The following is a 26741-nucleotide window of genomic DNA, read 5'->3' as shown; positions in this document are numbered from 1 at the left end:
AATTCGGTGGCCATGGCCAATCAAGTTTCAAATTTATGACCGCAAAAAAAGCCCGAGACCCAGGTCTCAGACTTATTTTCTGTTTATTTAGCGTAGTCAACTGCTCGAACTTCCCGAATAACGGTAACTTTAATGTGTCCGGGATATTCAAGTTCATTTTCAATTTGCTTTTTGATATCGTGTGCCAAAACGGTTGCTTGTAAATCAGTAATCTCGTTTGGTTTAACGATAACCCGAATTTCACGACCCGCTTGGATGGCGTAGCTCTTCTTGACACCCGTTTCATCATTCGCAATCGCTTCAAGTTTTTCAAGTCGGTGGATATAATTCTCCAACGATTCGCTCCGAGCTCCTGGCCGGGCAGCTGAAATCGAATCAGCCGTAGCAACCAGAACAGCAATAATCGATTTTGCCTCGACATCCCCATGATGGGACGCGATCGTATTGATTACAACTGGATTTTCTTTGTACTTCGTTGTCAATTCCACGCCAATTTCAACGTGTGATCCCTCGACCTCATGATCGACGGCCTTACCAATATCGTGTAATAATCCTGCGCGTTTCGCGAGTGTAGCATCTTCACCAAGTTCAGCGGCCAAAACGCCCGCCAACTTCGCAACTTCAATTGAGTGATTTAAAACATTTTGACCATAACTGGTCCGATAGTTCAACCGACCGACTAACTTGATCAAGTCAGGATGCATCCCGTGCAATCCTAAATCAAAGACAGTTTGTTCACCGGTCTCACGGATTTTCTCGTCCATTTCTTTACGTGCTTTTTCAACCATTTCTTCAATCCGAGCTGGATGAATCCGCCCGTCTTGAATAAGTTTTTCAAGCGCGATCTTTGCGATTTCACGACGAATCGGATCAAAACCACTGAGAACAACTGCTTCAGGAGTATCATCAATAATTAAATCAATCCCCGTCAACGTTTCTAACGTTCTGATGTTTCGACCTTCACGTCCAATAATCCGGCCTTTCATATCGTCATTTGGTAACGAAACCACTGAAACAGTGGTTTCTGAGACCATATCGGCCGCACTCTGTTGAATCGCCTGGACAATTAAGTTTTTGGCTTCTTTTTCAGACTGCGCTTTCACTTCGTCCGTATTTTCTTTGATCATTACGGCCCGTTCATGCGTTAATTGTTCCCGCGTTTGGGTTAAGATCTGGTCACGTGCTTGGTCTTGCGACAATGCTGCGACCTTTTCTAACTCAGCTTGACGTTGCGTGATTAGTGAAGCTGCACTTTGTTGCTGTTGTTCAACGCGTTTCTGTTCGTTGGCAATTTTATCTTCCTTTTTGCCTAGCGCATCCTCGCGTTTTTCAAAAGTATTTTCTTTATGATCCAAAGTCTCTTCGCGTTGAAGCAAGCGATCTTCTTGCTTTTGTACTTCATTGCGTCGTTGCTTCAATTCATTTTCAACTTCAGTCCGGTAACGGTGACTCTCCTCTTTTGCTTCGAGGACTTTTTCTTTCTTTTGAGTCTCCGCTGACCGTTTGGCCTCAGAAATAATACCTTCGGCGGTGTTCTTGGCTACGTTCAACTCTTTTTCGTGAACATTCTTACGAACATAGTAACCAATCCCATAACCGACAACAATTGCGATGACTGCGAGGATTATACCGAAAACATTCATGTTTCCACCTCCGCATCACCAAAATCCAGTTAACATAAAATCAACTACAAATTTTCAGATGTTATATTTTGATTATTTACACACTTGTTATTCTAATGTTTGCAGGGGGTAGTGTCAACTTAAAGTCCTATGTGAACGGCAAAGCGTTCGGCTTATGGCGCTACTTTTCCAACAAAAAAACGCCTAAAGCCACCGCTTCAGACGTTTCTAAATTTATTTATCAGTTTGATCGTCACCGAGGTCTAATTCGGTTGAAGCAGTCTTCTGATCAGCTGCTTCTTCCTCATCTTCAGGAGACGCGTCCATGCCGTAAGCATCCCGGACTTTTTGACGAATTTCAGCCATCACGTCAGGATGTTCCGCCAAGTACTTCTTCGCATTTTCACGACCTTGACCAATCCGGTCTTCGCCGTAAGAATACCATGAACCACTCTTCTTAACGATGTCCTTGTCAGCTGCCATGTCGACAATTTCACCCGTTTGTGAAATCCCATAGCCGTACATGATATCAACTTCGGCACGCTTAAATGGCGGCGCAACCTTGTTCTTGACAACTTTGATCCGGACACGGTTCCCGATAATATCGGTTCCGTCCTTAATTTGTTCTGCCCGCCGTACTTCGAGACGAACCGTCGCGTAGAACTTAAGGGCCCGACCACCAGGAGTCGTTTCAGGGTTACCGAACATCACACCGACTTTTTCACGAATTTGGTTAATAAATAACGCAATCGTCTTAGTCTTATTTAACGTCCCGGATAACTTCCGTAACGCTTGTGACATCAACCGGGCTTGTAGCCCAACATGGGCGTCACCCATTTCACCTTCGATTTCAGCTCGTGGCACTAATGCAGCCACCGAGTCAATAACCAAGATATCAACCGCGCCACTGGAAACTAAAGCGTCCGCAATTTCAAGACCTTGTTCACCAGTATCAGGTTGTGACAATAGGAGATCATCAATGTTAACGCCTAAATGTTCCGCATAAACCGGATCCAATGCGTTTTCAGCATCAATGTACGCCGCCGTTCCGCCCTGCTTTTGAACTTCCGCAACGGCATGTAGCGCCACGGTCGTTTTACCAGAACTTTCAGGGCCGTAGATTTCAACGATTCGTCCACGTGGATAACCACCCACACCTAATGCATCGTCTAAGGCTAATGATCCACTAGAAACGGTCGAGATCTGGGTATTCGCCGCATCGCCCATCCGCATAATGGAACCTTTACCGAAGTTCTTTTCAATCTTTTTTAAGGCAGCATCTAATGCTGCTTGCCGTGCATCAGCCAAATTATTTCCTCCTTTGGTGCTCGTTTTCACTCTTAATATCATAACGGTTAAAAAACAGAAATGCAAGCAAAAAGCGAACAAAAGTTCGTATTATTTTTAAAGCTGCTGATCAGCAACCAAAGCGCGCCGCAACAGGTCCAGACCAACCATGACACTGCGTTGCCGGATCTTTTGGCGATCTCCAACAAAGTGGTATAACTTCCCAACGGTTGGCTGGTCACGGTAGGCTAAACCAATCCAAACATTCCCAGCGGGTTGCCCCTCCAAACTGTCAGGACCCGCAACTCCCGTAAAGCTGAGCGCGGTATCCGTGCCTAACTGAGCCCGTGCACCGTCAGCCATGGCGATCGCAGTTGCTTCTGAAACGACCCCATCTTGGTCAATGACCGCTTGTGGGACGTTAACTAGCTGGTGCTTAGCCGCGTTAGCGTAAGTCACAAAGCCACCTGGGAAAATAGCGGAAACACCGGCGACCCCACCAATCGTACTTTGGAATTCACCAGCCGTTAAACTCTCCGCTGCCGTGATACTTAGGTTAGCTTTAATCATCGCTTGAACAACGACCTGAGCTAAGGAGTTGTCATCCCCATAGCCGTAAAAATAGTCGCCAACCTTAGCTTTGATTTGTTGCTCAACCGTATCTAACGCACGATCAGCCACTTGTTGCGTATCAGCCTGTGCACTGAGCCTAAGCGTGACCTCATTGGTCTTCGCGTAAGGCGCAATCGTCACGTCATTTTGCGTTTCAATCATGTCTTGTAATTCGGTCACCAGCCGCGATTCACCAATACCGAAGAATCGAAGCACCCGCGAATAGATCCGCGCTTGCTGACCATACGCCGCCTGTAATTTGGGCTTGGCTTCGGTATCAAACATCTTGGTCATTTCGCGTGGTGGTCCGGGTAGTAGTAAGAAGTCTGCGGAATCTGGTGACTGGTAAAACGCCCCCACGGCTAACCCGTTATGATTGGTCAACGGCGTCGCACCCTGAGGATATAACGCCTGCAACCGATTATTTTCGGTCATGACCTTACCCGTTTGTTCAAACCGGTCCGTAATCACTTGCATGGCCGCAGCATCTTCCACTAACGGCACGTTCAAGTACTTAGCTAACGTTTGCTTGGTCAGATCATCCTTAGTGGGACCTAAGCCCCCAGAAAGGATGACTAAGTCGTTGCGTTGAGCCGCAATTTCAAGAACGGCCGCTAACCGTTTCGGATTATCGCCCACGACCGTTTGGTAATAACTATCAATGCCCAGTTCTGCTAACCCCTGAGCGATGTGTGTACTATTGGTATTTGTAATTTGGCCGAGTAAAATCTCAGTTCCGACCGCAATTATTTCAGCTTGCATCTAAAGAACCTCCTGATAGTCCTCGTCAGACTATGTTCAGTATCGGTATTAGTCGCTTAATCAGCAATCAATGCCCACACTCAGTATATACGAAAAAAACGACGTGCACATTTAAAAGGTTGCAGGGATTTTCTACGTTTGAGCCTAACTGCTAAAGATTGAAATTGCTAAAACTAGTTCAATCTTTGCCATAACACTACTTATCATTAGAAAATTAATGTTTTTTCGGCGCTTCGCCGGCGGAATCAGTGGGCCATGGGGTCGGCTACAGACAAAGAACGGTCTTCCGCCTCGCTTGAAAGCCTCAAAGGACGAGTCTTTCAAGTCGCCCCGCACTGTAACCTGCCAAAAAACGCCAGCAAACAGTGCCGACACGGCCCGCTGGTTCTGCCGGCTACGCTAAGATTGCTTTAAAACAAACCGGTTAAATTTGTCAGTAACCTCAACATAGCTGGAAATTGCCTATGATAAATGTGCCGCTAATCGGCTGCTCGGAGGTTGCCACTGATTATCCGACAGTAAAAACAAAAGGAAGATAGTTTTCAGCGCAGTCGGGTAGCCTCGAGTGCTGTGTCGGCAAAATTAGCCGGTGGTTTATCCGACTAATCTTGCGGGGCACTTCAAAGACGTGGGCTGGCGGCTTTGAAGTGAGGTTCCAGACCGTCCTTTGGCTGGAACCGTCCCCCATAGCACTCGAGGCTATCCGATGGAGCGGCTAATTTTAGAAATAATAATTATTGCTATGGCAACGTTGACAGCCATTTTGGGACTTTCAATCTTTAGTTAACTGCAAAGTAAACCAAAGATTAAAACCCTATTTTAACTGCACGACACCCTTCATTTCTTCCCCGTCAAAAAAAGTCCGAGACACAATGTCTCGAACTTTTATGATTTGATTTATTTAAATCCATCTGAGAAAACGTCGCGATTCTGAACAAAGTAATCAATGCCAGAGTAAATCACGAAGAAGAGGCAGACGTACAGCATAATCGCTGCGAATGGCACGTGGATGGCTGCAAAAAAGACATTGTTTAGTAATAAGAAGATAATCGCAATCATCTGCGTTGTTGTCTTGATTTTACCAGGCATTGCCGCTGCCATAACTTTTCCATTATTTTCAACAATCAATAACCGTAACCCGGTGACTGCTAATTCCCGGCACATAATGATTGCAACGACCCAGTCCGGTGCAACGTTCATCCGCACCAATATGATAAAGGCCGTCATTACTAACATCTTGTCCGCCAACGGATCGGCAAATTTACCGAAGTTAGTGACTAAGTGCTGTGAACGGGCAATCTTACCATCTGCTAAGTCCGTCAAAGAAGCGACGGCAAAGATGATGGTTGCAATGACCTGCGTTACGGGGATCGTCGTTCCTGCCCAGACAACCTGGCCCCAGCTCAGTGGCAGAACCATGATTAGTAAGAAAACAGGAATCAAGATAATACGAAAAACAGTTAGCTTATTAGGTAAATTCACAATGATACTCCTCCGTCACAGACTATTTAATGGTCAAGGTAATCGTCCGCACTTGAGACGTGCTGTTCTTCGGATTGAAGTCAAACTTCTTACCATTGATCGTTACGGACGTTGCAACGGCGTTACCAAATTGGAACTTGACCGTTGACGCGTTGCTTGGCAACGTCACGTCGTGTGACCCATTGGCGGTTAACGTTCCTTGCCAAGTTTGACTACCGTTAGTCGTGATTGACGTCCAGGCGGCCTTAGTCGACTTAACGACCACTTTGTTCTTCTTGGCGCCGTTAGTCATCGTATAGGCCGTATCACTGTCGCCATCAGCTTTAATTGCTTGCTTAGTGCTATCCGCTTTTTTCTTAGTCGTCTTCTTAGCAGAACTGCTGCTAGTCTTAGAACTAGCTTTGCTGCTAGACTTCTTCGAACTTGAAACCTCAACTGATGAACTTGAAGTAGCCGACGACGAGCTTGAACTCGTGTGGGTCCGAACTGCCATGAACCAGATAAACAACAGGATCAATACCACGACGCCCGTTACAATAATCGTTGGTAAATAGTTGCGCACCCGGCCGGCTGGAGTGGTCGGCGCTTCACGACTTGCACTGCGTGTTGGTTGAACTTCGTCTACATTTTGGACGTAAGTTTCCGCGTGCGTTGCTGGTAATTCATCACTGTATTCTTCTAGTAATTCATTGCCATCCAAATCAACGGTATCAGCGTACTGCTTAACAAACGCCCGAACGTAAAAGTCTCCCGGTAATTTATCAAACTGTTCGTCTTCAATTGCAATCAAATACCGTTTCTGAATCTTCGTAATTTGTTGCAAATCGTCGATTGTTAACCCTTTGGCGATCCGGGCAGCTTTTAGCCGTGCCCCAATCGTGCTTTTTTCTTCACTATTTTCACTCATTGACCTTTTCTCCACCCTAAGTCTATTTTCATAATCTTACGAATCTTAGTATATCACAGCAACTTTCCTAAACTGCAACCCCATTACTAATTTTCAGATTTCTTTAACTCTTCTGGTTGAGGACGAATCTGATACTCACTAATCGCTTGTGACTTGAGTAGCTGTCCCGCAACGGCTTGTACGTCTGCCAAGGTTAACTGGTTAATGACCTCTGGTTCGTCAAATAAAGTTACCGAACCAAATAACTGTTGGTCATAACGGTTGGCAATCGCTTCAAGTGAGTTCGCCATGAAGACGATCCGCCCAATCATTTCTTTCTTGACTAAAGCCAATAATTCAGACTGGTCGTCCACGGCGTCTTGCCAGTGCTCAAGCACTTCAATAATTGCCGCGTCAAATTTGGCTGGGTCATCGCTTTCCCCACTGAAGGTTAGGAAATTAAAGCCATTTTGCAATTCAAAATCGTAACCGAAAGTATCGTCGATGACGCCTTCGTCATAAAGCCGCAAATAATTTTTCGACGTATCGCCAAACAACATTTCGAGTAAGACGTTTACGGCCGCACGGTACTTCAAAGCGGGCATCCCCGATTCAATCGGCGTTAGTCCCTTGACCCCGATGATGGATTTGGCCCGGTTCACTGGCATATCAATGACCCGGTAAGGAATAATATCATGCCCATCTTCCGCCGTTGCCGGAATCTTCCGTTCAATCGGTTTAAAACTGGCAAATGTCTTGTTGGCCTGGTTAGCTTCAATCCAGCTTAAAACTTCATCTGGGTCCAGTTTACCAACCACAAATAAAGTCATGTTCTCTGGGTGGTAGAACGTCTTATACGCCGCGTAAAGGTCCTCTGCGGTAATCTTAGCAATCGACTGGGTCGTTCCCGCAATGTCGTATTGCAACGGGTGGTTAGGGTAAAGGTTCCCAATCATCCCAAAGTATAGCCGCCAGCTAGGATCGTCGTCGTACATTTCGATTTCCTGGCCAATGATTCCCTTTTCCTTGTCCACGGTCTGCGCCGTAAAATACGGGTCCTGGACAAAGTCGAGTAAGGTCTCTAAGTTCTCTTTCAAATTACGCGTTGCGGAGAACAAGTAACTCGTCTTCGTAAAACTCGTAAACGCGTTTGCGCTGGCCCCATACTCACCAAACGTTTGGAAGGCATCGTGGTCCGCCTTCTCAAACATTTTATGTTCAAGAAAGTGGGCAATACCATCTGGGAAACGGTGCATCTCATCGCTACCGGCTGGCACAAACGTGTTGTCGATCGAGCCGTAGTTGGTGGTAAACGTTGCGTACGTTTTATGAAACCCGGCTTTGGGTAACATCGTCACCGTCAAACCGTTTGGGAGCTTAGTTTGATAGCAGGTCTCGTTAAATTGCTCATATTTTTTTACTTGCATGTTTGCGCCCCACTCAAGAAGAACCCGTCATTTAGGGTCACCATCTTTGATACTTCAATAATCTGTTCTCGCGTTACGGCTTGGATGCGTTGCAACCAGTCGGCGTCCGTCACATTCTGTTGCGTTAAATCATCGATCAACGCTTGAATAGCAAACGTTCGCTGACTATCCAAACTGGACTCAAAATCATTGATTAATCCGAGTTTTAATTGTTCAACCAGTTCATCCGTGAAATCACCATTCTGAATTGCCGTCAATTGCTCAGCAATAATCGCTAGAACTTGGTCGTGTTTGGCGCCATCGATCCCAGCTTGAACTTTCATAACGCCCCTAAAGGTATCTAGCGAGCTACTTGCGTAGTACGCGAGACTAGCCTTTTCACGCACGTTCATGAACAGCTTGGATAATGGTGAGCCACCGAATAATTCATTGAACACGAGAGCCGCATAGTAATGTTCACCACGATAAAAGACGGGCAAGTCGTAACCGAGGTTCAACTTAGCCTGACTCAAGGCTTGAGTCTCGCTAGTCTCAACGTAGTGCCGCGTATTGCGGTGACGGTAAAACGGCTTAGGCCGTGACGTTGGCCGGTCAGTAAAATGAACCGCCTGCCACTGTGCTAACACGTCTGCTTCGTCAACATCCCCAACAACGATGATGTCAATTTGGTCGTCTCTTAGAAGTGACTCATAATAGGTAAACAAATATTTTGACGTAATCGTTTCCAAGTCAGCAACCATCCCGTAACTCGGCACTTGCTGAGCGGGATCGTCTTTAAACAACGCCGCGTTTAACTGTTGCGCCGCGTAGTATTGTTTATCATCCGCAACCGACTGAATGGCCGCTTTCAAGTTCGTAACCTGGCGATCAAAAGTCGCTTGGTCAAACTGTTGATTAGCAACTAACGGTTTGAATAAAACGTTTTGTAAAAACTGCGTAGCTTCACGCGTTAATGGCTGATCCGTCGCTAAATATTGTTCATTTGCGACCGTTAAAGCCAAACGTAGGTTATGAGTTGGTCCCTTGCGACCAACTCCCGCACCATAAGCCGCACCATACATTTTTGCTAGGGCATTGGCTAGTGCCCGCTGATCAGGATAGTCGGCGGAACTAGTTTCTAATAAGTTGGACAATAACGCACGCTTCGTGATAATGTCTCGGCGTAACGGTGCCCGAAAATTCACGATAATTTGATTGGTTTTAAATTGATGACTAACAACGGTCGTCAATTGAACCCCTTTTGCTAACTGAGTTTGCAATAAAAAAATCCTCCTTGCATATGTAATAAATAATAAGCGAAAGCCCGATTTGACGCAACTTTCCGTCCTAGCAATTAGAAAATTTAATAATTTAAGCGATTTTGAAAATAAAAATTAGATTCCGGTGAGGTGCGGTTAACGTTGCAAACTCGCGGGTTGTCTGCTATTCTTTTCAGTATTGATAAATTTAGGAGCGATTTAATGTGAAAGTAATTAAATTTGGTGGCAGTTCATTAGCCAGCAGTACCCAACTGCAAAAAGTCCTGTCGATCGTCGAAGCTGATGACCAACGCAGATATGTGATTGTCTCGGCACCCGGTAAACGTTTCGATGGCGATACCAAAGTCACTGATTTGCTTATCCAGTATGCTCGCCAGACGATTCACCGTCAAGATACGACGGCAACCGTTCAGGCCATTATTGAACGCTACGCAGAAATCGGCCACGGTTTTAACGTCCCTGAAGACCAGTTGACGCCAATTTTTGATACTATCCGTAACTTACCAAACCAAACCTACGCGGATAACACGTATTTAATGGCGACGTTTAAAGCCCACGGGGAACGCCTTAACGCCCAACTCGTGGCGGCCGTTTTCAAACAATCCGGCTTAAACGCGCGCTACTTAGATCCTAAAGACGCGGGGATGGTCGTTACCGACGTTCCCGACGATGCCCAAATCATTGATAGTAGTTACACCCAGTTAGCCCAATGGGCAGATAGCAAACAGATTCTCGTGATTCCAGGCTTCTTCGCCTATAATCGCAACGGGCAAATCTGTACGTTCTCACGCGGTGGTTCAGACATCACCGGGGCCATTATCGCTCGCGGTGTCCACGCCGACCTCTACGAAAACTTTACCGACGTTGACGCCATCTACTCAGTGAACCCGTCATTAGTTGACCAACCGGCCGCCATTTCCGAAATGACGTTCCGTGAAATGCGTGAATTATCCTACGCTGGTTTCTCCGTCTTCCACGACGAAGCGCTGATTCCTGCGATCCAAGGGAACATCACCGTAAACGTCAAAAACACGAACCACCCAACGGCACCTGGCACGCTGATCAAGTCGACGCGCGAACCGAGCTCACACTACCCCGTGACTGGGATTGCCAGTTCATCCAGTTTCTGTTCATTATACTTACGAAAGTACTTGTTGAACAAGGAAGTCGGGTTAGGTCGTAAGATCTTAACCATCTTAGAAACGCATCACATTAGTTATGAACACATGCCTTCTGGGATCGATGACTTAACGATTATCTTCGATGAACATCAACTGACCCCAGAACTTGAAAAAACGTTGGTTGCTGAAATTTCAGCCGCCATTAATCCCGATGAAATTTACTTTACACACGACTATTCAATCCTAATGTTAGTCGGTGAAAGTATGCGTAACCGGGTCGGCATCATGTCACGGGCCGCTTCCGCTTTAGCCGACCACAACATCAAGTTGATCATGGTCAACCAAGGAGCCAGTGAAATTTCAATCATGTTTGGGATTCACGACCGCGATGCTGATCAAGCTGTGATTGCCTTGTACAATGAATTCTTCAAAAAATAAATAATTTAAATCCAATTAAAAAAGATGAGCTTCAAGAAATGAATGATTTCTTGAAGCTCATCTTTTTTGTTTAGGTCTAAAGGTTGGAAAGTCATAAAACCTAATACCAGCAATATACCAACGTTAATACTAACAAAGTCGGTAAACTTGTCGCTTCCGGCCGCCCATGATTTCATCTGCCGCGGCGATCGGACTAAGCCTGAGAAACGGTCTTAGTCCTCGCTTGCAAGCCGCAACCCCACGTCTCGCAAGACGTCGGTGCCGTAAACCGGAAGTACACCGGTCAACGCCACTTTCGCGGCAGATTCATCATGGTCGACCTCCAGCTAAGGTAATTTTCCTATGAAAATTGATTTAGCTTATTTTAACCAATCCTAGCGCAGCCGGCAGAACCAGTGGGCAGTGTCGGCCATGTTGCCTGGCGTTGTGTGCCAGGCGACATGGCGGGGCGTCTTGAAAGACTTGGGCTTTAGGCTTTCAAGCGAGGCGGAAGCCCGTACTTTGGCTGTAGCCGACCCCACAGCCCACTGATTCTGTCCGGCGGAGCGATGAAGGATCCTATTTTTTTATTATTAACCTTTGATATGACAGTGCCGGAATAGCTTATGAGTAACTAATTGTATTAGTTAAAACTACTGACCTAGTTTTCAACCTTTTGATTACCAAACCACTTACGGTTAATCTTATCCAACGTTCCGTTAGCTTTTAACGTCTTCAAACCGTCGTTGATCTTACGTTTCATGGTCTTATCACCCTTACGCATTCCAACCGCGAAGTCTTCCGTTTGGAAAGTCCCCGGCGTCTCGTTGTAATCGGCCGAGTTGGCTTCGTGCTTGATGTAGTAGTTGGCATAGACACTATCGATTAATAAGCCTTGAATCCGACCCGCGTTTAAATCCAAAAATGCGTTGGTGAACGTATCGTATTGAATTGGTGTCTTCTTCGCAATCTTATCTTTCAACACTTTAGGGTTATTTTCGAGCGACTCGTAACCTGAAGAACCTGATTGCGCGCCTAACGTCTTACCCGTCATGTCATTGAAAGAATTGATCTTATTCTTCTTTAACGACACTAGAATCTGTTTATTCTTCAAGTACGTATTACTAAAGGCAACCACCTTTTCACGTTGCGGGTTCTTGGTGTACCCGTTCCAGATCAAGTCGATCGTCCCATTCCGTAATTCCGTCGCATTCATTGACCAGTCAATCGTTTGAAAACTGATTTTAATGCCGTATAACTTGAAAACTGCCCGGGCAAGGTCAATATCGTAACCTTCAAGTTTTCCGGATTTTTCACGGAAGCCCATCGGAACAAAGCTGTCATCTAAGCCAACGACAACCGTGCCGCGCTTCTTAATGCTTGACCAAGTGTCCTGCGTGTCGGCCCGCTTCGTGACACTTTCGCCACAACCACTGAGGGTGCCGGCCACCCCAATTAACATCACTAAAAGTAAACTAAGTGAAATAAGTCGTTTCTTTAATTTCAATCGCCGCACCCCCTACGCTTTGTTTGGTTCAACGTGGAACATTTCATCCGCAATATTTTCGGCAAACGTCAAATCATGGGTCACGACGATCTGCGTCATGCCATCCGCCTTTAAGCCCATAATCAACTTTTCAACTTCTTGACGGAGGTTCGGGTCCAACGCGGACGTCGGTTCGTCATAACACAAGACGTTTGGTTTCATGGCAAGGGCCCGTGCAATGGCAACCCGTTGTTTTTGACCACCTGATAGTTCGTATGGATATTGGTCAGCGTGATCCGCCAAGTTCAACCGGGTTAGTAACGCCATGGCCTGCTTTTGAGCTTCGTCTGCGGACTGCTTTAAAACCATGGTTGGCGCTAACGTAATGTTTTGCATCACCGTCAAGTTAGGGAATAATTCAAAGTTTTGGAAAACGACCCCAATGACACTCTCATTTGTCCGGTTCGTGTACGGATCAAAGGGTTGTCCGTCAACGAAGAATTCGCCCGCGTTGACCTTTTCCAAACCGGTAATACAACGTAGTAGCGTTGTTTTACCAGCCCCGGAAGGCCCCACGATACTCAGAACTTCGCCATCTTTAACTTTTAAATTCAGCTGATCAATAATCGTCTTGTTGCCAAAACGCTTGGTAATATTTTTAAGTTCTAACATATTGCGACCTCCCTATTTCCAGTAACTGTAGTGTTTTTCGATTCGGCCAAGCACAAACGTGGTCACGGCCGTTAGTAATAAGTAGATGACCCCAACTAAGACCAATGGGACTAACGTGACGTCACGCGCCGTTGCGACGTTTCCGGCACGAAGCAAGTCGCCCAACCCAATCACGTAAACTAACGAGGAATCTTTGACCAGATTAATAACTTCGTTCCCAACTGAAGGTAACACGATCTTGATCACTTGAGGAATCACGATCTTTCGAATCGTTTGACCGTAGCTTAACCGCAAGACCCGAGCACTTTCATACTGACCACTATCAATCGATTGAAGGCCGCCCCGGAAGATTTCGGCGAAGTAAGCAGCGTAGTTTAAGATAAACGCAAACAACGCGGCGTAGTAACGGGGAAAAACAATGCCAATTAATGGTAGGCCGTAGAAGACGAAGATCAATTGAAGTAATAACGGGGTCCCACGCATCAACCAAACGTAGAAATGTAATAGCCACTGAAGCGGCTTAATGTTTGAAATCAATCCTAGCCCAACGACCAGTCCTAACGGTAGTGATCCAATCAACGTCCAAATGAAAATCTTTAGCGTCATGCCGGCGCCAGATACTAATGATGGCAAAATCTCTAAAATATAGTGCATATGCTTTCCCTCCTAATTTTAAGCAACAAAAAAGTCCCCTCAAGATCCAATGATCTTAAGAGGACGTCTACGCGCGGTTCCACCTCACTTCGCAGCAACTTCACAGTCACTGCCTCAGGGAGTTTAGTGATAATAAAAAAATCGTCCTTAGGCCAACAGCCTAAGAGGACGATTTTATCGCGGTTCCACCTCATGTTCATCAGTGGCTCACACCACTGAACTCAACGAGTTTATCACTAAACTCCGCCGCTAACGAGGCCACCCGGGGTAACTTACTAACTTCAGCTACCCAACTCGCAGATGTGTTTCGTTTACGTTAAGGATCGTCTTTCCACCACCGACGACTCGCTGGACATCTCAACGTCAACTACTCTTCTGTTCTTTGCTTTTTTAATGTTGCTCTCATAATAATCGAATTAATGACAGCCGTCAAGTCTTTTTTACTTGTTACGGTGAAAAATCCCCGTAATCCGTGACCACATGCCAGGTTTTTGCACCTCAATGTTCATCAACGGTACCGTCTCGCCTTCCAAACGCCGGGCAATATTTCGGTAACCTTGTGAAGCCGAATTCTTTGGATCTAAGACGATGGGTTCACCGTTATTAGAAGTCCGAATAACCGCATCATCATCAAAAACGATCCCTAAAAGATCGATTGATAAATGGTGCGTAATTTCGTCGATATCCATCGTTTCGCCATCCTGCATCATCCGCCGGCGAATCCGGTTAATGACTAAACGGGGTGCTTCTGCTAATGGGTATTGTTCCAAAAGCCCAACGACCCGGTCAGCATCGCGAATCGCTGAGATTTCTGGTGTTGACACAATAATCGCTGCGTCGGCACCCGCAATCGCATTCATAAACCCTTGTTCAATTCCGGCTGGACAATCAAGTAAAACATAGTCAAAGTCCGGCTTCAATTCATCAACGATTGAACGCACTTGGTCAGGATTCAACGCATCTTTATCCGCATTTTGTGCTGCGGGTAATAGGAATAATAAATCATCGAAACGCTTATCTTTAACTAGGGCTTGCCGCAATTGCGCCCGGCCACTAGCAACATCAACGATATCGTAGAGAATCCGATTATCCAATCCTAAGATGACATCTAAGTTACGCAAACCAATATCTAAGTCTACGAGACAAACCTTTTTGCCCATCAAGGCTAAGGCCGTCCCCAAATTGGCCGTGGTCGTTGTTTTACCAACACCACCCTTGCCAGAAGTAATGACAATAGCTTTTCCCATCAAATATGTCCTCCATTCCGAGTAAATAACTTCGGTCGTACCCGTTTCAATTGATCTAACGGCTGGTAATCTAAAGCCTGAATGTCATTAATATAAACAACGTTCGTACCGGCGACTATTTTATCGGGATCCACGAGTTCTAACAATTCACCGACCCGTACACGGGGAACCGTGGTCAACGCACTAACAATAACGGCATCATTATGATCAGGATAACCAGCTTCCATAATTCCGGAAACTTCCCCCATCACAAAGATACTGCCAGTTGCGCGCAAAACGCCGCCTTCGTGAATTTTACCGAAGAATAACACATCCCCGGTAATCGAAACCACCTGACCATTACGAATAATCTGGTTGACTAAGTGAACCGTGTTGCGTTCAACCATCGCCAAAGCGTCGGCCGTTAAAATCACGTCCGCCGTCAGCTTATGGATACTGAACAATGGGTAACGCTGGACCAATTGGGTGACTTGCTGATTTTGCTCAGCAGTCAACAGTCGGCCTTCCGTGCCCATATCAAACGAAATCCGCTCATCAGTCGTATTATCCACCTGTAACCGGTCAAGCAAAGTTTTGAGATCGATCATGATGGTATCAAAACTGGCTGCTTGTCGAAAAATCAACTCGTAACCGTCATTACTAGCTTTTAAAACCACACTTTGCTGCATGTTAGAATTCCTTTCTGCCGACTAATTTACGCTAAGGTACAACCGACGCATCGGGTAATACGCAATGACGAAAATGGCCAGGTTGACCGCAATCGTCGGTCCTAAAGTGAAGACCGCAAAGTCAGCTAAATTACTATTAATCACGTGACCCATGCTATACCAAATGTACGCGAAGGCCTCAACAATTGTCAAATTAATAATGTAAACCATTAGAAGCGTCAGAAAGTTCAGATCCAACCATGGTTTAATTTGCCGACAGAGGTAAACCACTAATGGCAATGCAATCATGTAGACGCCAATGATACCGGTATAGTACCAGTCAAAGACTAACCCCACAAACGTCGACCAAATTCCAATGGCCAAATCGTCACGGTCGTCTAAAAAGATCGCAAAAATCAACCACAGTAAGACGAGGTGCAAGACGCTCGTGTAGGGATACGAAAATAAGTGACCCGCAAATACATTGGACAGCGAGCCATCCAAAAACAGGGCAATAAATAGCCCAATTGGAAAAATGATTTTTAAACGTGAGTATCGCAACGTTGTGCCTCCCTTACTGTTCGGCAACCGTCACGACGGTTAAATCGCTCAAGTCAGCCGCAGGTGTAATTTCAACTTCAGAAGCCAAGCCGTAATCGTCCTGCTTAACACTTGCGACGGTCCCAACATACAAGCCCTTTGGTGTCGTGCCGCCTAACCCAGAAGTGACGACTTTGTCGCCCTTCTTGATTTTAACGTTCGACGTCACAGAACCCATTTCAAGTAAATCGTTACTCTTGTCATAACCTGAAATAATCCCGTTAACTGACTTGCCAGATTTATTAGTAATCTGAACAGCAAATTTGTTAGCCGTTGAACTCGTATTAGAAACCAGTTCAACCTTAGCATTGGTCTGGTTAACTTCAGCAACCCGACCAATCAAGCCAGACTGCGACATGACGGGCATGTTCTTTTTGATTCCAGCAGTGGCCCCTTTTGAAATGACCAACTGGTTCATCCAAGAAGAAGGTGTCCGGGTCAAAACGTTCGCCGTGACACTCGTATAGTCTGATAACGAATTATTTAACTTGAGTTCCTTACGCAGTTGCTTGTTTTCTGCACTAGTTGTTTGCGCATTAACTTTAGCTTGCGCAAGCTGATCCACTTGTTTCTTTAACTTTTGATTTTCTTGGTAAGTATTCAAGAGATCCGAAACCGAATTAGTCGCGCCTTGTAACCCGTTAACGGGTAACGCAACGACCCGGTCAACCGCCCCCGCCACGTCGTTCCCAAATTGCTGGATCAACGGTGGCGTAGACTTCCGATCACGAATGGCTACCGACACACTCATCAAACCGAAACTAATAATCAACACAATAATGGCGATAACTAGTTTACGGTTAGAGAAAAACTTTTGCATAATGAACCCCCGGTCGAAAATTCAAATATTTAACAATAAATAAGCGGGAAGATGTCTTCCCGCTCACCTGTTATCGCTTTTTCATAACATCGATGCTCTTAAGTGATTCGCCTGTCCCAACGGCCACACAATCAAGGGGTTCGTTAGCGATGAAAACTGGAACTTTTGTTTCATCCGCAATCACTTCGGAAAGATTCTTCAATAACGCGCCACCACCGGTTAAAACAATCCCGTGGTCAATGACGTCAGAGGCAATTTCTGGCGAAGTTTCTTCAAGCGTTTCCTTAATTGCTGAAATGATTTCTGAGACAATTTCTTGAATCGCTTCAGCGACATCAACCGCTGAAATTTCAACTGTTTTTGGCAATCCTGATAAGAGGTCCCGGCCCCGAATCGTTGAGCCTTCGATATCTTCAGCCGCTTCAAGTGAAGCAGAACCAACATCGATCTTCAACTGTTCAGCAGTCCGTTCACCAATCAAGAGATTGAATTTTTGACGAACGTGATAAATGATCGAATCATCGATCTTGTCGCCAGCCATTCGAATCGAACGACTTGAGACGATCCCACCTAATGAAATCGTCGCAACGTCCGTCGTCCCACCACCAATGTCAACAACCATGCTACCGGTTGGATCCATAACTGGTAAACCGGCACCAATGGCTGCAGCAAATGGTTCTTCAATGACGTAAGCGTCACGTGCACCCGCAACCCGCGTCGCATCGATCACGGCCCGCTTTTCAACTTCAGTTACACCGCTTGGTACACAAACCATGACGTATGGTTTACCATTTGAACGGCCCAAAGTCTTTTGAATAAAGTACTTCATCATAGCAACAGTGGTGTCGTAGTCGGCAATAACCCCATCCTTCATTGGCCGAATCGCCACAATACTTGCTGGTGTACGTCCAATCATATCCCGAGCTTCTGACCCAACGGATACGATTTCACCAGTCTTCGTGTTCTTCGCAACTACGGATGGTTCTCGTAATACGATGCCCTTGCCATCAACGTAAACTATCGTGTTGGCCGTACCGAGATCGATCCCGATATTCTTTGTCCCAAATCCGAACACTACATTCATCCCTTCATTAATTACAAATTTAATTTTTTATTAGTCATAATAGTAAGTATTATAGCATAATCGCACGGCATTAAAAATCCTGCCTGAATCATAGCATACCGTAATTTGTTAAAAAATACAGTCCCACTATTTAACTTAGATAAAATTTAACAAAAAACGTGGTCAAGCCGGATAAACATCCGCCCTAACCCCGTTATTTTACCACATTCTAATGAGAATCCGTATTACAATTTACCAACCCTTGTTCCGCAAAGCTAAAGTAATCGTTTACACCGATAACAAAACTATCTAACAAAGGTAATCCCATGATTTCGCCGGCCAATTGGAGCCGTTTTGTAAACTCAACGTCCTTTTTGCTGGGATTCACATCTCCGCTTGGATGATTATGTGCGATCACAATTCTTGCGGTGGCCACGGTCAGCGCCGTCTGCATAATTTCACGTGGATGGGCTGGACAACTATTGAGCGTTCCTTGAAAAATAACCTGCCGTTTAACAATTTGATTTTTCGTATCTAAACACAATAATAATAATCTTTCCTGATCCCAATTAGCGAAATCGTGGGCCAACTGCGCCCCCATCTGTTGGCTACCATATACTTGGCCCAAGACCACCTGATGCGGGTGCGGAAGTAACTGTCCACACCGTAATGCGATTAATAGGCCGTTCCATAAGGGGTCCTGTGACGATTGATTGAGCCACGTCACGGCGCTCCCCGGCGGAAACGTTTGTTCAAACGCTTGGGTCGCCTTGTCCACCGTGCTTGCCGCCAAAAAAGTCGCAAAGTATTGCTCAATTAGCTCATGAATTTGCGTCAACGGCAAATTCTGCTCACCTAGACTCGTCATTCAACCACCCCTTCACTTAGTAGTTACGCCAAGTCCGGGGCATCTCATTTACGGATTCCTTAAAATTAAGGCCCCTAACCACAAAAATCCTTGTGGCTAACGTTGCATACACGCTAGTCACAAGGATAATTCAATTTCAGTTAAAGCGTGAAAGTTCTACACCTCGTCGCTCCATCGGGTAGCCTTGAGTGCTATGGGGGATGGCCGCAGCCATGGGGCGGTCTGCGACCTCGATTCAAAGCCGACAACCCACGTCTTTGAATCGCCCCGCAAGATTAGCAGCTAAAAATCATCTGCTAATCTTGCCGACACAGCACCCAAGGCTACCCGACTCCGCTAAGATCAACCTCACTATTGTCGAATAATCGGAGGCTGGCGCTGATGGCATCGGTCGTGATGGTGGTGTTAGGACCGGCGTTTTTTTCGGTCCCTACACCACGGACGGTCCAGAACAATTGCGCCTTTTGCAAGTGTTCTGGGCGAGGGGCTAGACCGCTCCTCAGGCTAGGCCCGGTCCCACGACCGCATACCATCAGCGCCAACCGGATTAATTACTAGTCTTCGCTCTGTTTAAAGTAAGCCCGCACATCGGAAATGAAGTACAGCGAACCCGTCAGAAGTAAGACGTCTTCGCTCGACATTTCTTGGGTCGCTTGTAATAACGCCGCTTGCCAATTATCGAACACTTCTGCGGACCGACCATCTGGGAGCTCAGATTCGAGTTCACTCGGCGTCGTTGCGTGCCGTTTCGGGTTAGGTCCCGCAAATTGCGTTAACAATAGGTGCACGTTGTTTAATTGCCCCAAAGTCTGAATCATTTGCGCGTGCTGTTTGTCAGCGAGTACCGCAAAAATCACGTACACGTTTTGCCGCCCAAACCGCTCTTTGATGGTTGCGGCTAATTCCGTCACCGCCGGTTCATTATGCGCGCCGTCAATCATGATTAGGGGCATATCGTTCAACCGTTCAAAGCGGCCCGGCCACTGGACATGGGCCAACGCCGTTTTAACATCCCGAACTTGTACCGGAACATTGGTCTGGCGATGGTAGTCCAAGTAAGCGGCCAATGCCACCGCAGCGTTATCAACTTGGTAATCGCCTAAGAGCGGCGTCGTCAAATCTTTGAAGTACTGACCACCGCCAGTAAAATTAAACCGTTCTTGCCAGCCCCGCGGTGTTAGTAACGTCGTCGTAAAGTCGGTTCCTAACGTTTGTAACGGTGCGTCGTGGTCGGCCGCCGTTTGAACCATCACCGTCTGAGCCTCTTCAGGCAGCTTTCCAACGATGACCGGGACATTCGTCTTAATAATCCCAGCCTTTTGACCGGCAATCGCAGTTAACGTATCGCCTAAAATCTGCATGTGGTCGTAACCAATGGTCGTGATGACACTGACCCGTGGCGTCCAGACATTCGTGGAGTCGTACAACCCACCCAAGCCGACTTCGACAATCGCCAAGTCAATTGGCTGTTCCGCAAAATACACGAACATCATGGCTGTGATGATTTCAAACTCAGTGGGACCGCCTTCGGGCAACTCATCATCTAGCTTTGCCACGACTGGTTGAATCCGTTGAACAAGGTCTAACAAATCTGCGTCACTAATCGGTTCTCCATCGACACTGATTCGTTCGTTGAAGCGCACAATGAATGGTGACGTAAACGTCCCCACCGTCAGCCCATCAGCCATAAACAAGTCCCGTAAGTTAGCTACCGTCGACCCCTTACCGTTCGTTCCCGCAACGTGGATGCCTTGGACCCGCTCTTGTGGATCACCAAGTTCACTTAAAAACCGGCGCATTCGTTTCAACGTGGGAATTTTTTTGAATTTGGTACGGCCATGAATAAAGGCGAGCGCTTCTTCATAATTAGCAATCACTTTTTTGTCCTCCTTACACGCTTAATCGTTATCGACCTCAAACGAGCACTATCATTCACAAAAGGTGCTTCAGAAATTTCTGAAGCACCTTTTGAGTCAGCTTAATTAAGCTTGTGCCTTAATGTCAGCTAGTCGCTGCTTGGTTGCAGCCAACTTATTTTCATTATCGGCTAATTTTTCTTTTTCGCTGTTAACAACGTCTTCCGGCGCGTTAGATACGAATCGTTCGTTACCGAGTTTCTTAGTTGCCCGGGTAACTTCACTTTCGAATTTAGCTTGTTCCTTTTCTAACTTCTGAATTTCTTCGTTTAAGTCAACCAGTTCAGCTAATGGAATATAAATTTCCGCATCACTGATCACTTGCGTCATTGACAACTTCGGCGCAACCACGTCGGCCCCAATGGATAAGGTCTTTGGATGTGCAAAGCGTTGAATGTAGTCTTCGTTAGTTTTGAAGACCGTCTGCAAGCGTTGGTTGTCCGTCTTGATCAACAGGTCAACGGCTGAAGACATCTTGGCATTGGCTTCGGCACGAATACTCCGGACCGCCGTGATCAATTCGATCAAGGATGCCATATCATCTTCAGCGGACGCATCATCAAATTCAGGATGGTCAACTGGGTAAGCAGCAACCACTAAGGATTTGCCAACGTGCGGCATTGATAACCAAATTTTTTCCGTAACGAATGGCATGATTGGGTGTAATAACCGCAAGATTTGGTCCAAGACATAGGCTAACACGTTTTGCGTGTTTTCCTTGGCGTGGGCGTCGTCGCCGGTTAAGACTTCCTTACTCATTTCAATGTACCAGTCACAGAAGTCGTTCCAGATAAAGTTATAGAGTGCCCGACCAGCTTCACCAAAGTCAAACTTATCAAAGGTCGTCGTCACTTGTTTAACCGTTTCGTTCAATCGACTAAGAATCCACTTATCAGCCAACGTCCATTCGGATTTTGCTGGTAAAGTTGGTTCGGTCATGTCACCTAAGTTCATGATGACGTAACGGCTAGCGTTCCAAATCTTGTTGATAAAGTTCCAGGCCGCGTCCATCTTCGTGTAACTGAAACGAACATCTTGACCAGCCGTTGAACCGTTTGACAAGAACCACCGCAATGCGTCAGCCCCGTACTTCTTAATCACGTCCATTGGATCGATCCCGTTACCAAGTGATTTACTCATCTTGACACCGTGTTCGTCACGAATCAGGCCGTGTAATAAGACGTTCTTAAATGGTCGCCGTCCAGTAAATTCTAAGCTTTGGAAAATCATCCGTGAAACCCAGAACGGCAAGATATCATAACCAGTAACTAACGTGTTAGTTGGGAAATACCGTTTGAAATCAGCGGCATTTTCATCAGGCCAACCCATCGTTGAAAATGGCCATAGCGCACTTGAGAACCAAGTATCCAAAACATCGGGATCTTGTTCCCAGTTTTCAGGGTCCTTAGGCGCATCAACACCAACGTAAGTTTCACCAGTCGTCTTGTTATACCAAGCTGGAATCCGGTGTCCCCACCAAAGTTGCCGTGAAATAACCCAGTCATGAATGTTTTCCATCCATTGCTTGAAGGCATCTTCGAACCGCTTAGGCACAAAGTTAACGGCGTCATCGCCTTCTTGATTCTTCAAAGCTTGTTCAGCTAACGGCTTCATCTTAACGAACCACTGGGTTGATAGCCGGGCTTCGACTTGAACGTCGGTCCGTTCAGAATGCCCAACACTGTGGACGATTGGGTCAATCTTAATCATTAAACCTTGGTCTTGTAAATCCTTGACCATGGCTTTCCGAGCGACAAAGCGATCCATACCTTCATACTTGCCAGCGTTGGCATTCATGGAGGCATCATCATTCATCGTGTTGATCCGTTTCAAGTTATGACGGTTACCAACTTGGAAGTCATTAGGGTCATGGGCTGGCGTAATTTTTACCATCCCAGTTCCAAATTCAGGGTCAACGTATTGGTCCGCGATAATTGGAATCTCACGGTCAGCCAATGGTAAGATCACCTTTTGACCAACTAATTCCTTGTAACGTTCGTCACTCGGGTTAACGGCAACGGCCGTATCACCCATCATCGTTTCTGGACGCGTCGTTGCAATTTCAATGTAATTTTTACCATTAAAGGTGTAGTTTTTATCTGCGAATGGGTACTTCACGTGGTAGAACGCACCCTTGTCATCCTTATGAATCACTTCAATATCGGATAACGCGGTCCGGGCTTGGGGATCCCAGTTGATAATGTATTCGCCACGGTAAATGAGGCCCTTGTTGTATAGGTCGACAAACACCTTTTTAACGGCGTCGGATAACCCTTCATCCATCGTAAAGCGTTCACGGGAGTAGTCTAATGACAAGCCCATTTTGGCCCATTGTTGCTTGATAATGGCCGCATACTCGTCTTTCCAATCCCAAACTTGTTGAATGAACTTTTCGCGTCCCAAGTCGTAACGGCTAATGCCTTGTTCACGTAACTTGGCTTCAACTTTCGCCTGCGTTGCAATTCCGGCATGGTCCATCCCTGGTAACCAGAGTGTATCAAACCCCTGCATCCGCTTCTGACGGATAATAATATCTTGTAACGTGGTGTCCCAAGCGTGACCTAAGTGTAACTTACCCGTAACGTTAGGCGGTGGAATCACGATGGAATACGGTTTAGCTTTTTGGTCGCCCGAAGGCTTAAATAAATCTTCGTCTAACCAAGTTTGGTACCGGCCTTCTTCAACAGCGGTCGGATCATATTTGGTTGGCATATCAGTCGTTGGTTCTTCTGACATATGGGGCACATCCTTTCCCTTGGCACTAAAAAAATCCATTCATCCTATAGACTAGGACGAATGGATTTCGCGGTACCACCTAATTTTAAAGCACGGTTAAAACCGGCTTTACAACTTAAACATAATTGTTAACGAACGGTGTATCCCGTCCGGTTGCCCTTACTACTTTCAGGGCAACAGCTCGCAAGCTACCTTCACCTAAACCTGCCGAAAACTTCCAGTCCCGTTTTCTTCCTGTAGACAGTGATCTAAGCTACTCTCTTGCTCATTGCTGAATGACACTATTGTAATGAATTTATGCAAGTACGTCAATCTTTATTCGAATTGTTTCAAGGCGTCTAACGCTGCCACGTAATTTGGCTCATGACCAACATCCGGTACAATTTCATGATAAACAATCTTACCAGCTGCATCGGCCACGTAAATGGCACGCGTTAACGTCCCGTTATTTGGCAAGTACAAGTTCGTCGCGTAGCCAAAGGACAGTTCTTCATCGGAAACGACCGTCAAGTTCTTGACGCCTTCCTTAGCACACCAGCCAGCTTGATCCGCAATCGAGTTGTTAGAAACGGCCAAAAACTGAACGTGTGGATACTGATCCGCTTGTTGGTTAAACTTGCGGGTTTGAATTGAGCAGACCCGGGTGTCAATATCGGGCATTACACTGATCAGAACGGGCTTACCTAGTAAGTCCTTGGTCTTTAGTTTTTCATCATGCGTTGTAAAAACTTTGAACTTGGGTAACTCGTCGCCATCTTTAAGCGGTTCCCCAACTAAATCTAACTTTTGATCATGAAATAATACTTGCACAGCAAACACCCCTTCGAAATCTTAATGTCGCAAACAAACTATTCAAACTAGTATGCTTTAAACTTACCGCAAACTGACCTAACTCGCAAATGTTAGCCTTAAAGTTTTACGGGTTTCGTGGGTAAATAGCTGAATACCGGTCTTTAATTTTTTAATCCACTAAAAGTTGAAAGTGATAAAACTAGTTTAACTATTGCCACCGCACTGCTTATCGTTAGAAACTCAGCATTTTTCGGCGCTTCGCCGGCAGAATCAGTGGGCCGTGGGGTCGGCTTCAGACAAAGAACGGTCTTCCGCCTCGCTTGAAAGCCTCAAAGGACGAGTCTTTCAAGTCGCCCCGCACTGTACCTGGCAAACAACGCCAGCTAACAGTGCCGACATGGCCCACTGATTCTGCCGGCTACGCTAAGTTTGTTTTAAACCAAACTAGTCGTTCCTGATAGTACCCTCAACATAGCTGGAGGTCGTCCATGACGAATCTGCCGTGAATGTGGCGTTAATCGGTGATTTCCCGATTTTACGCCACCGACACCTTGAGAGACGCGCTTTTTCGGCTCTCAAGTGAGGTTCATGACCGCTTTCTTGGCATGAACCGGTCGCCACGACAGATGAAATCATGGGCGACCGGAAGTGAGAAGCGTAATAATTTTATTAGTACTTCGTGTGATGTAAGGTTGGTAAAAAATACGCTTAGTGCCATCAACGATAATACAATGAGTGATTGAATCAAGTTCATTTTAGCGCAGGCGGTCAGCGTTGGTGTGCTGTGTCGGCAATATTAGGCGGTGTTTCCTAGCCGTCTAATATTGCGGGGCAATTCAAAGACGTGATTTTTCGGCTTTGAATTGAGGTGCCAGACCGCACTATGGCTGGGACCGTCCCCCACAGCACACCAACGCTGACCGCTGAAGCGGATCATATAGATACTTCAGCCTTTATTCCTATCAAAAAAAGATTCGAAAATTAAATAATTTCCGAATCTTTTTTCTTATTTTTCTAACCGAAACGTGCGTCAAAAGGCAACTTGCTCCGCTTAACCCGGCATCGGGACCTATTCCAAACCCAGGAATAACTTCCGATGCCACGTTAATGCTCACAAGCTATTCGCCTTTTGCCTCACTCTACTTTAGAGTAACTCTGCAAAAACGTCTTCTTGCGCGTTCATGTAGTTTTCGCCCGGTTTGATTTCACTGATAACGATGCCATCAAGTGCACGTTGCATCAAGCCTTCAACGTCGATCCGTTCTTCATAAGACCGTGAACGGTCTAACTTTGGATGGGTCTTCGGTGCTGGTGGCGCAAAAATCGTACAGCAATCTTCAAATGGCATGATCGACAAGTTATAGGTGTCGATGTCTTCAGCAACCTTAATGATTTCGGTCTTATCCATCGAAATCACTGGCCGTAAGACTGGCAACGTTGTCACGTCGTTAATGGCAATCATACTGTCCATCGTTTGTGAAGCAACCTGACCTAAAGACTCACCGTTGAAAATGGCCTTACCGTTCCGCTTACGCGTAATGGCATCCATTAAGCGCATCATCAGTCGACGTTGAACCGTCATCAGATAGCCTTCTGGGACCTTTTCCTTAATCTCTTCTTGAATCTCGGTGAATGGAATTTGAATGAACTTAACGCTCCCAGAATAACTGGCCAACGTCGAAGCTAACTGTTTTGCTTTCGCTAACGCTTGTTCACTCGTGTATGGCGGACTAAAGAAGTGGACCATTTCCATGTTAACGCCACGCTTCATACCAAGGTACCCGGCAACTGGTGAGTCAATCCCACCAGACAGCATTAACATCCCTTTACCAGCAGTCCCAACGGGGAGACCACCGGCACCTTGAATCGTTTCTGAAGACAAGAAGATTCCGTTCAAACGAACTTCTACTCGTAAAACGATGTCTGGTTGCTTCATTTTAACTTGAATTCCGTCAACGTGGTCTAAAATCTGACCACCCAACATATCATTAATTGCATTCGTATCGTATTCAAATTGATGATCAGACCGACGGGTGTTGATCTTAAACGTCATCCCAGGTTGATATTGCGCTTTGATCATTTCAATGGCCGTCTTATATACGGCGTCCATGTCCTGTTCAACGCGAATACTTGGTGAGAAGTTTTGAATACCAAATACCAGCTTTAAACGCGCCATGACCTTGGTCGAATCTTCACCATTTAACATGATGTGCATTCGATCACGGTTTGCGTGCACGTTTAACTCTGGAAAATCGTGCAAAGCTTTGCGCACGTTACGACCTAAACTGTCAATAAAGTTCCGGCGGTTTTTGCCTTTGGTCGACAATTCTCCGTAACGCACCATAATTTCAGTGTATTGCATGAA

General features: G+C 46.0%; 21 protein-coding genes and 2 other annotated features. Of the genes, 1 reads left to right on the top strand and 20 read right to left on the bottom strand.

Annotated elements, in window-relative coordinates; all coding sequences use genetic code 11:
• Positions 1-83: 83 nt before the first annotated feature.
• The 7 genes from rny to yfmF form a co-directional block, all read right to left on the bottom strand.
• A complete protein-coding gene (gene rny, locus AAA939_RS09155; protein ID WP_338209947.1) occupies positions 84-1643 on the bottom strand; it encodes a ribonuclease Y in 1560 nt (519 codons plus the stop codon).
• A gap of 213 nt (positions 1644-1856) precedes the next feature.
• Positions 1857-2930, bottom strand: a complete 1074-nt coding sequence (gene recA, locus AAA939_RS09150; protein WP_338209949.1) for a recombinase RecA — start codon at positions 2928-2930, stop codon at positions 1857-1859.
• Positions 2931-3026: 96 nt separating this feature from the next.
• The gene (locus AAA939_RS09145; RefSeq protein WP_338209951.1) at positions 3027-4283 is read right to left on the bottom strand and encodes a competence/damage-inducible protein A; all 1257 of its coding nucleotides are present in this window, start codon (positions 4281-4283) and stop codon (positions 3027-3029) included.
• 897 nt (positions 4284-5180) lie between these two features.
• The gene (gene pgsA / locus AAA939_RS09140) at positions 5181-5765 is read right to left on the bottom strand and encodes a CDP-diacylglycerol--glycerol-3-phosphate 3-phosphatidyltransferase (protein ID WP_338209953.1); all 585 of its coding nucleotides are present in this window, start codon (positions 5763-5765) and stop codon (positions 5181-5183) included.
• 22 nt (positions 5766-5787) lie between these two features.
• Complete coding sequence (locus AAA939_RS09135) at positions 5788-6672, bottom strand: helix-turn-helix domain-containing protein (protein WP_338209955.1); 885 nt, start codon at positions 6670-6672, stop codon at positions 5788-5790.
• A gap of 86 nt (positions 6673-6758) precedes the next feature.
• Positions 6759-8078, bottom strand: a complete 1320-nt coding sequence (yfmH, locus tag AAA939_RS09130; RefSeq protein ID WP_338209956.1) for an EF-P 5-aminopentanol modification-associated protein YfmH — start codon at positions 8076-8078, stop codon at positions 6759-6761.
• The gene (gene yfmF, locus AAA939_RS09125; protein ID WP_338209958.1) at positions 8069-9337 is read right to left on the bottom strand and encodes an EF-P 5-aminopentanol modification-associated protein YfmF; all 1269 of its coding nucleotides are present in this window, start codon (positions 9335-9337) and stop codon (positions 8069-8071) included. The genes yfmH and yfmF overlap by 10 nt, the downstream gene beginning before the upstream one ends.
• Positions 9338-9540: 203 nt before the next feature.
• Here yfmF and AAA939_RS09120 point away from each other — a divergent pair, with 203 nt between their 5' ends.
• Entirely contained in the window at positions 9541-10896 is a 1356-nt protein-coding gene (locus AAA939_RS09120) for an aspartate kinase (RefSeq protein ID WP_338209960.1), read from the top strand.
• Positions 10897-11536: 640 nt separating this feature from the next.
• On the opposite strand, the gene AAA939_RS09115 is transcribed toward AAA939_RS09120, so the two are convergent.
• The 13 genes from AAA939_RS09115 to thiI all read right to left on the bottom strand — a co-directional run bounded on the left by AAA939_RS09115 (position 11537) and on the right by thiI (position 26738).
• Positions 11537-12337: an amino acid ABC transporter substrate-binding protein gene (locus tag AAA939_RS09115; RefSeq protein ID WP_338210003.1), complete on the bottom strand. Its 801-nt coding sequence runs from the start codon at positions 12335-12337 to the stop codon at positions 11537-11539.
• Between the two features lie 57 nt (positions 12338-12394).
• Positions 12395-13033, bottom strand: a complete 639-nt coding sequence (locus AAA939_RS09110) for an amino acid ABC transporter ATP-binding protein (protein ID WP_338209962.1) — start codon at positions 13031-13033, stop codon at positions 12395-12397.
• 12 nt (positions 13034-13045) lie between these two features.
• Positions 13046-13687, bottom strand: coding sequence for an amino acid ABC transporter permease (locus tag AAA939_RS09105; RefSeq protein WP_338209964.1), 642 nt, complete (start codon positions 13685-13687; stop codon positions 13046-13048).
• A gap of 161 nt (positions 13688-13848) precedes the next feature.
• Positions 13849-14079 (bottom strand) — a binding site (T-box leader).
• Between the two features lie 48 nt (positions 14080-14127).
• Positions 14128-14934: a septum site-determining protein MinD gene (gene minD / locus AAA939_RS09100; RefSeq protein ID WP_338209965.1), complete on the bottom strand. Its 807-nt coding sequence runs from the start codon at positions 14932-14934 to the stop codon at positions 14128-14130.
• Positions 14934-15602, bottom strand: coding sequence for a septum site-determining protein MinC (locus AAA939_RS09095; protein WP_338209967.1), 669 nt, complete (start codon positions 15600-15602; stop codon positions 14934-14936). The genes minD and AAA939_RS09095 overlap by 1 nt, the downstream gene beginning before the upstream one ends.
• 21 nt (positions 15603-15623) lie before the next feature.
• Positions 15624-16142 (bottom strand): rod shape-determining protein MreD, encoded by a 519-nt coding sequence (mreD, locus tag AAA939_RS09090; protein WP_057707656.1) that lies wholly within the window; start codon positions 16140-16142, stop codon positions 15624-15626.
• A 13-nt stretch (positions 16143-16155) separates the two neighbouring features.
• Positions 16156-17001 (bottom strand): rod shape-determining protein MreC, encoded by an 846-nt coding sequence (gene mreC, locus AAA939_RS09085; protein WP_057707658.1) that lies wholly within the window; start codon positions 16999-17001, stop codon positions 16156-16158.
• Between the two features lie 70 nt (positions 17002-17071).
• Entirely contained in the window at positions 17072-18076 is a 1005-nt protein-coding gene (locus tag AAA939_RS09080; RefSeq protein WP_057707660.1) for a rod shape-determining protein, read from the bottom strand.
• 217 nt (positions 18077-18293) lie between these two features.
• Positions 18294-18932 (bottom strand): JAB domain-containing protein, encoded by a 639-nt coding sequence (locus tag AAA939_RS09075; RefSeq protein WP_338209970.1) that lies wholly within the window; start codon positions 18930-18932, stop codon positions 18294-18296.
• A gap of 554 nt (positions 18933-19486) precedes the next feature.
• Entirely contained in the window at positions 19487-20809 is a 1323-nt protein-coding gene (locus AAA939_RS09070) for a bifunctional folylpolyglutamate synthase/dihydrofolate synthase (RefSeq protein WP_338209972.1), read from the bottom strand.
• A gap of 105 nt (positions 20810-20914) precedes the next feature.
• Positions 20915-23584 (bottom strand): valine--tRNA ligase, encoded by a 2670-nt coding sequence (locus AAA939_RS09065; protein ID WP_338209974.1) that lies wholly within the window; start codon positions 23582-23584, stop codon positions 20915-20917.
• A gap of 49 nt (positions 23585-23633) precedes the next feature.
• Positions 23634-23862, bottom strand: a binding site (T-box leader).
• Between the two features lie 37 nt (positions 23863-23899).
• Positions 23900-24394: a peroxiredoxin gene (locus tag AAA939_RS09060; RefSeq protein WP_338209976.1), complete on the bottom strand. Its 495-nt coding sequence runs from the start codon at positions 24392-24394 to the stop codon at positions 23900-23902.
• Positions 24395-25520: 1126 nt separating this feature from the next.
• Positions 25521-26738, bottom strand: a complete 1218-nt coding sequence (gene thiI / locus AAA939_RS09055; RefSeq protein WP_338209978.1) for a tRNA uracil 4-sulfurtransferase ThiI — start codon at positions 26736-26738, stop codon at positions 25521-25523.
• Between the last annotated feature and the right edge of the window lie 3 nt (positions 26739-26741).

The organism is Lactiplantibacillus paraxiangfangensis (genome assembly GCF_036246185.1).
In the GTDB taxonomy this organism is placed as follows: Bacteria; Bacillota; Bacilli; order Lactobacillales; family Lactobacillaceae; genus Lactiplantibacillus; species Lactiplantibacillus paraxiangfangensis.
This window is presented reverse-complemented; position numbering and strand designations above follow the sequence as displayed.

Bases quoted from the DNA above. Each gene is read 5' to 3' on its own strand.
- rny (WP_338209947.1), bottom strand. From the start codon at position 1,643: ATGAATGTTTTCGGTATAATCCTCGCAGTCATCGCAATTGTTGTCGGT.
- AAA939_RS09145 (WP_338209951.1), bottom strand. From the start codon at position 4,283: ATGCAAGCTGAAATAATTGCGGTCGGAACTGAGATTTTACTCGGCCAA.
- AAA939_RS09135 (WP_338209955.1), bottom strand. From the start codon at position 6,672: ATGAGTGAAAATAGTGAAGAAAAAAGCACGATTGGGGCACGGCTAAAA.
- yfmH (WP_338209956.1), bottom strand. From the start codon at position 8,078: ATGCAAGTAAAAAAATATGAGCAATTTAACGAGACCTGCTATCAAACT.
- AAA939_RS09115 (WP_338210003.1), bottom strand. From the start codon at position 12,337: ATGTTAATTGGGGTGGCCGGCACCCTCAGTGGTTGTGGCGAAAGTGTC.
- AAA939_RS09110 (WP_338209962.1), bottom strand. From the start codon at position 13,033: ATGTTAGAACTTAAAAATATTACCAAGCGTTTTGGCAACAAGACGATT.
- AAA939_RS09105 (WP_338209964.1), bottom strand. From the start codon at position 13,687: ATGCACTATATTTTAGAGATTTTGCCATCATTAGTATCTGGCGCCGGC.
- minD (WP_338209965.1), bottom strand. From the start codon at position 14,934: ATGGGAAAAGCTATTGTCATTACTTCTGGCAAGGGTGGTGTTGGTAAA.
- AAA939_RS09095 (WP_338209967.1), bottom strand. From the start codon at position 15,602: ATGCAGCAAAGTGTGGTTTTAAAAGCTAGTAATGACGGTTACGAGTTG.
- mreC (WP_057707658.1), bottom strand. From the start codon at position 17,001: ATGCAAAAGTTTTTCTCTAACCGTAAACTAGTTATCGCCATTATTGTG.
- AAA939_RS09075 (WP_338209970.1), bottom strand. From the start codon at position 18,932: ATGACGAGTCTAGGTGAGCAGAATTTGCCGTTGACGCAAATTCATGAG.
- AAA939_RS09065 (WP_338209974.1), bottom strand. From the start codon at position 23,584: ATGTCAGAAGAACCAACGACTGATATGCCAACCAAATATGATCCGACC.
- thiI (WP_338209978.1), bottom strand. From the start codon at position 26,738: ATGCAATACACTGAAATTATGGTGCGTTACGGAGAATTGTCGACCAAA.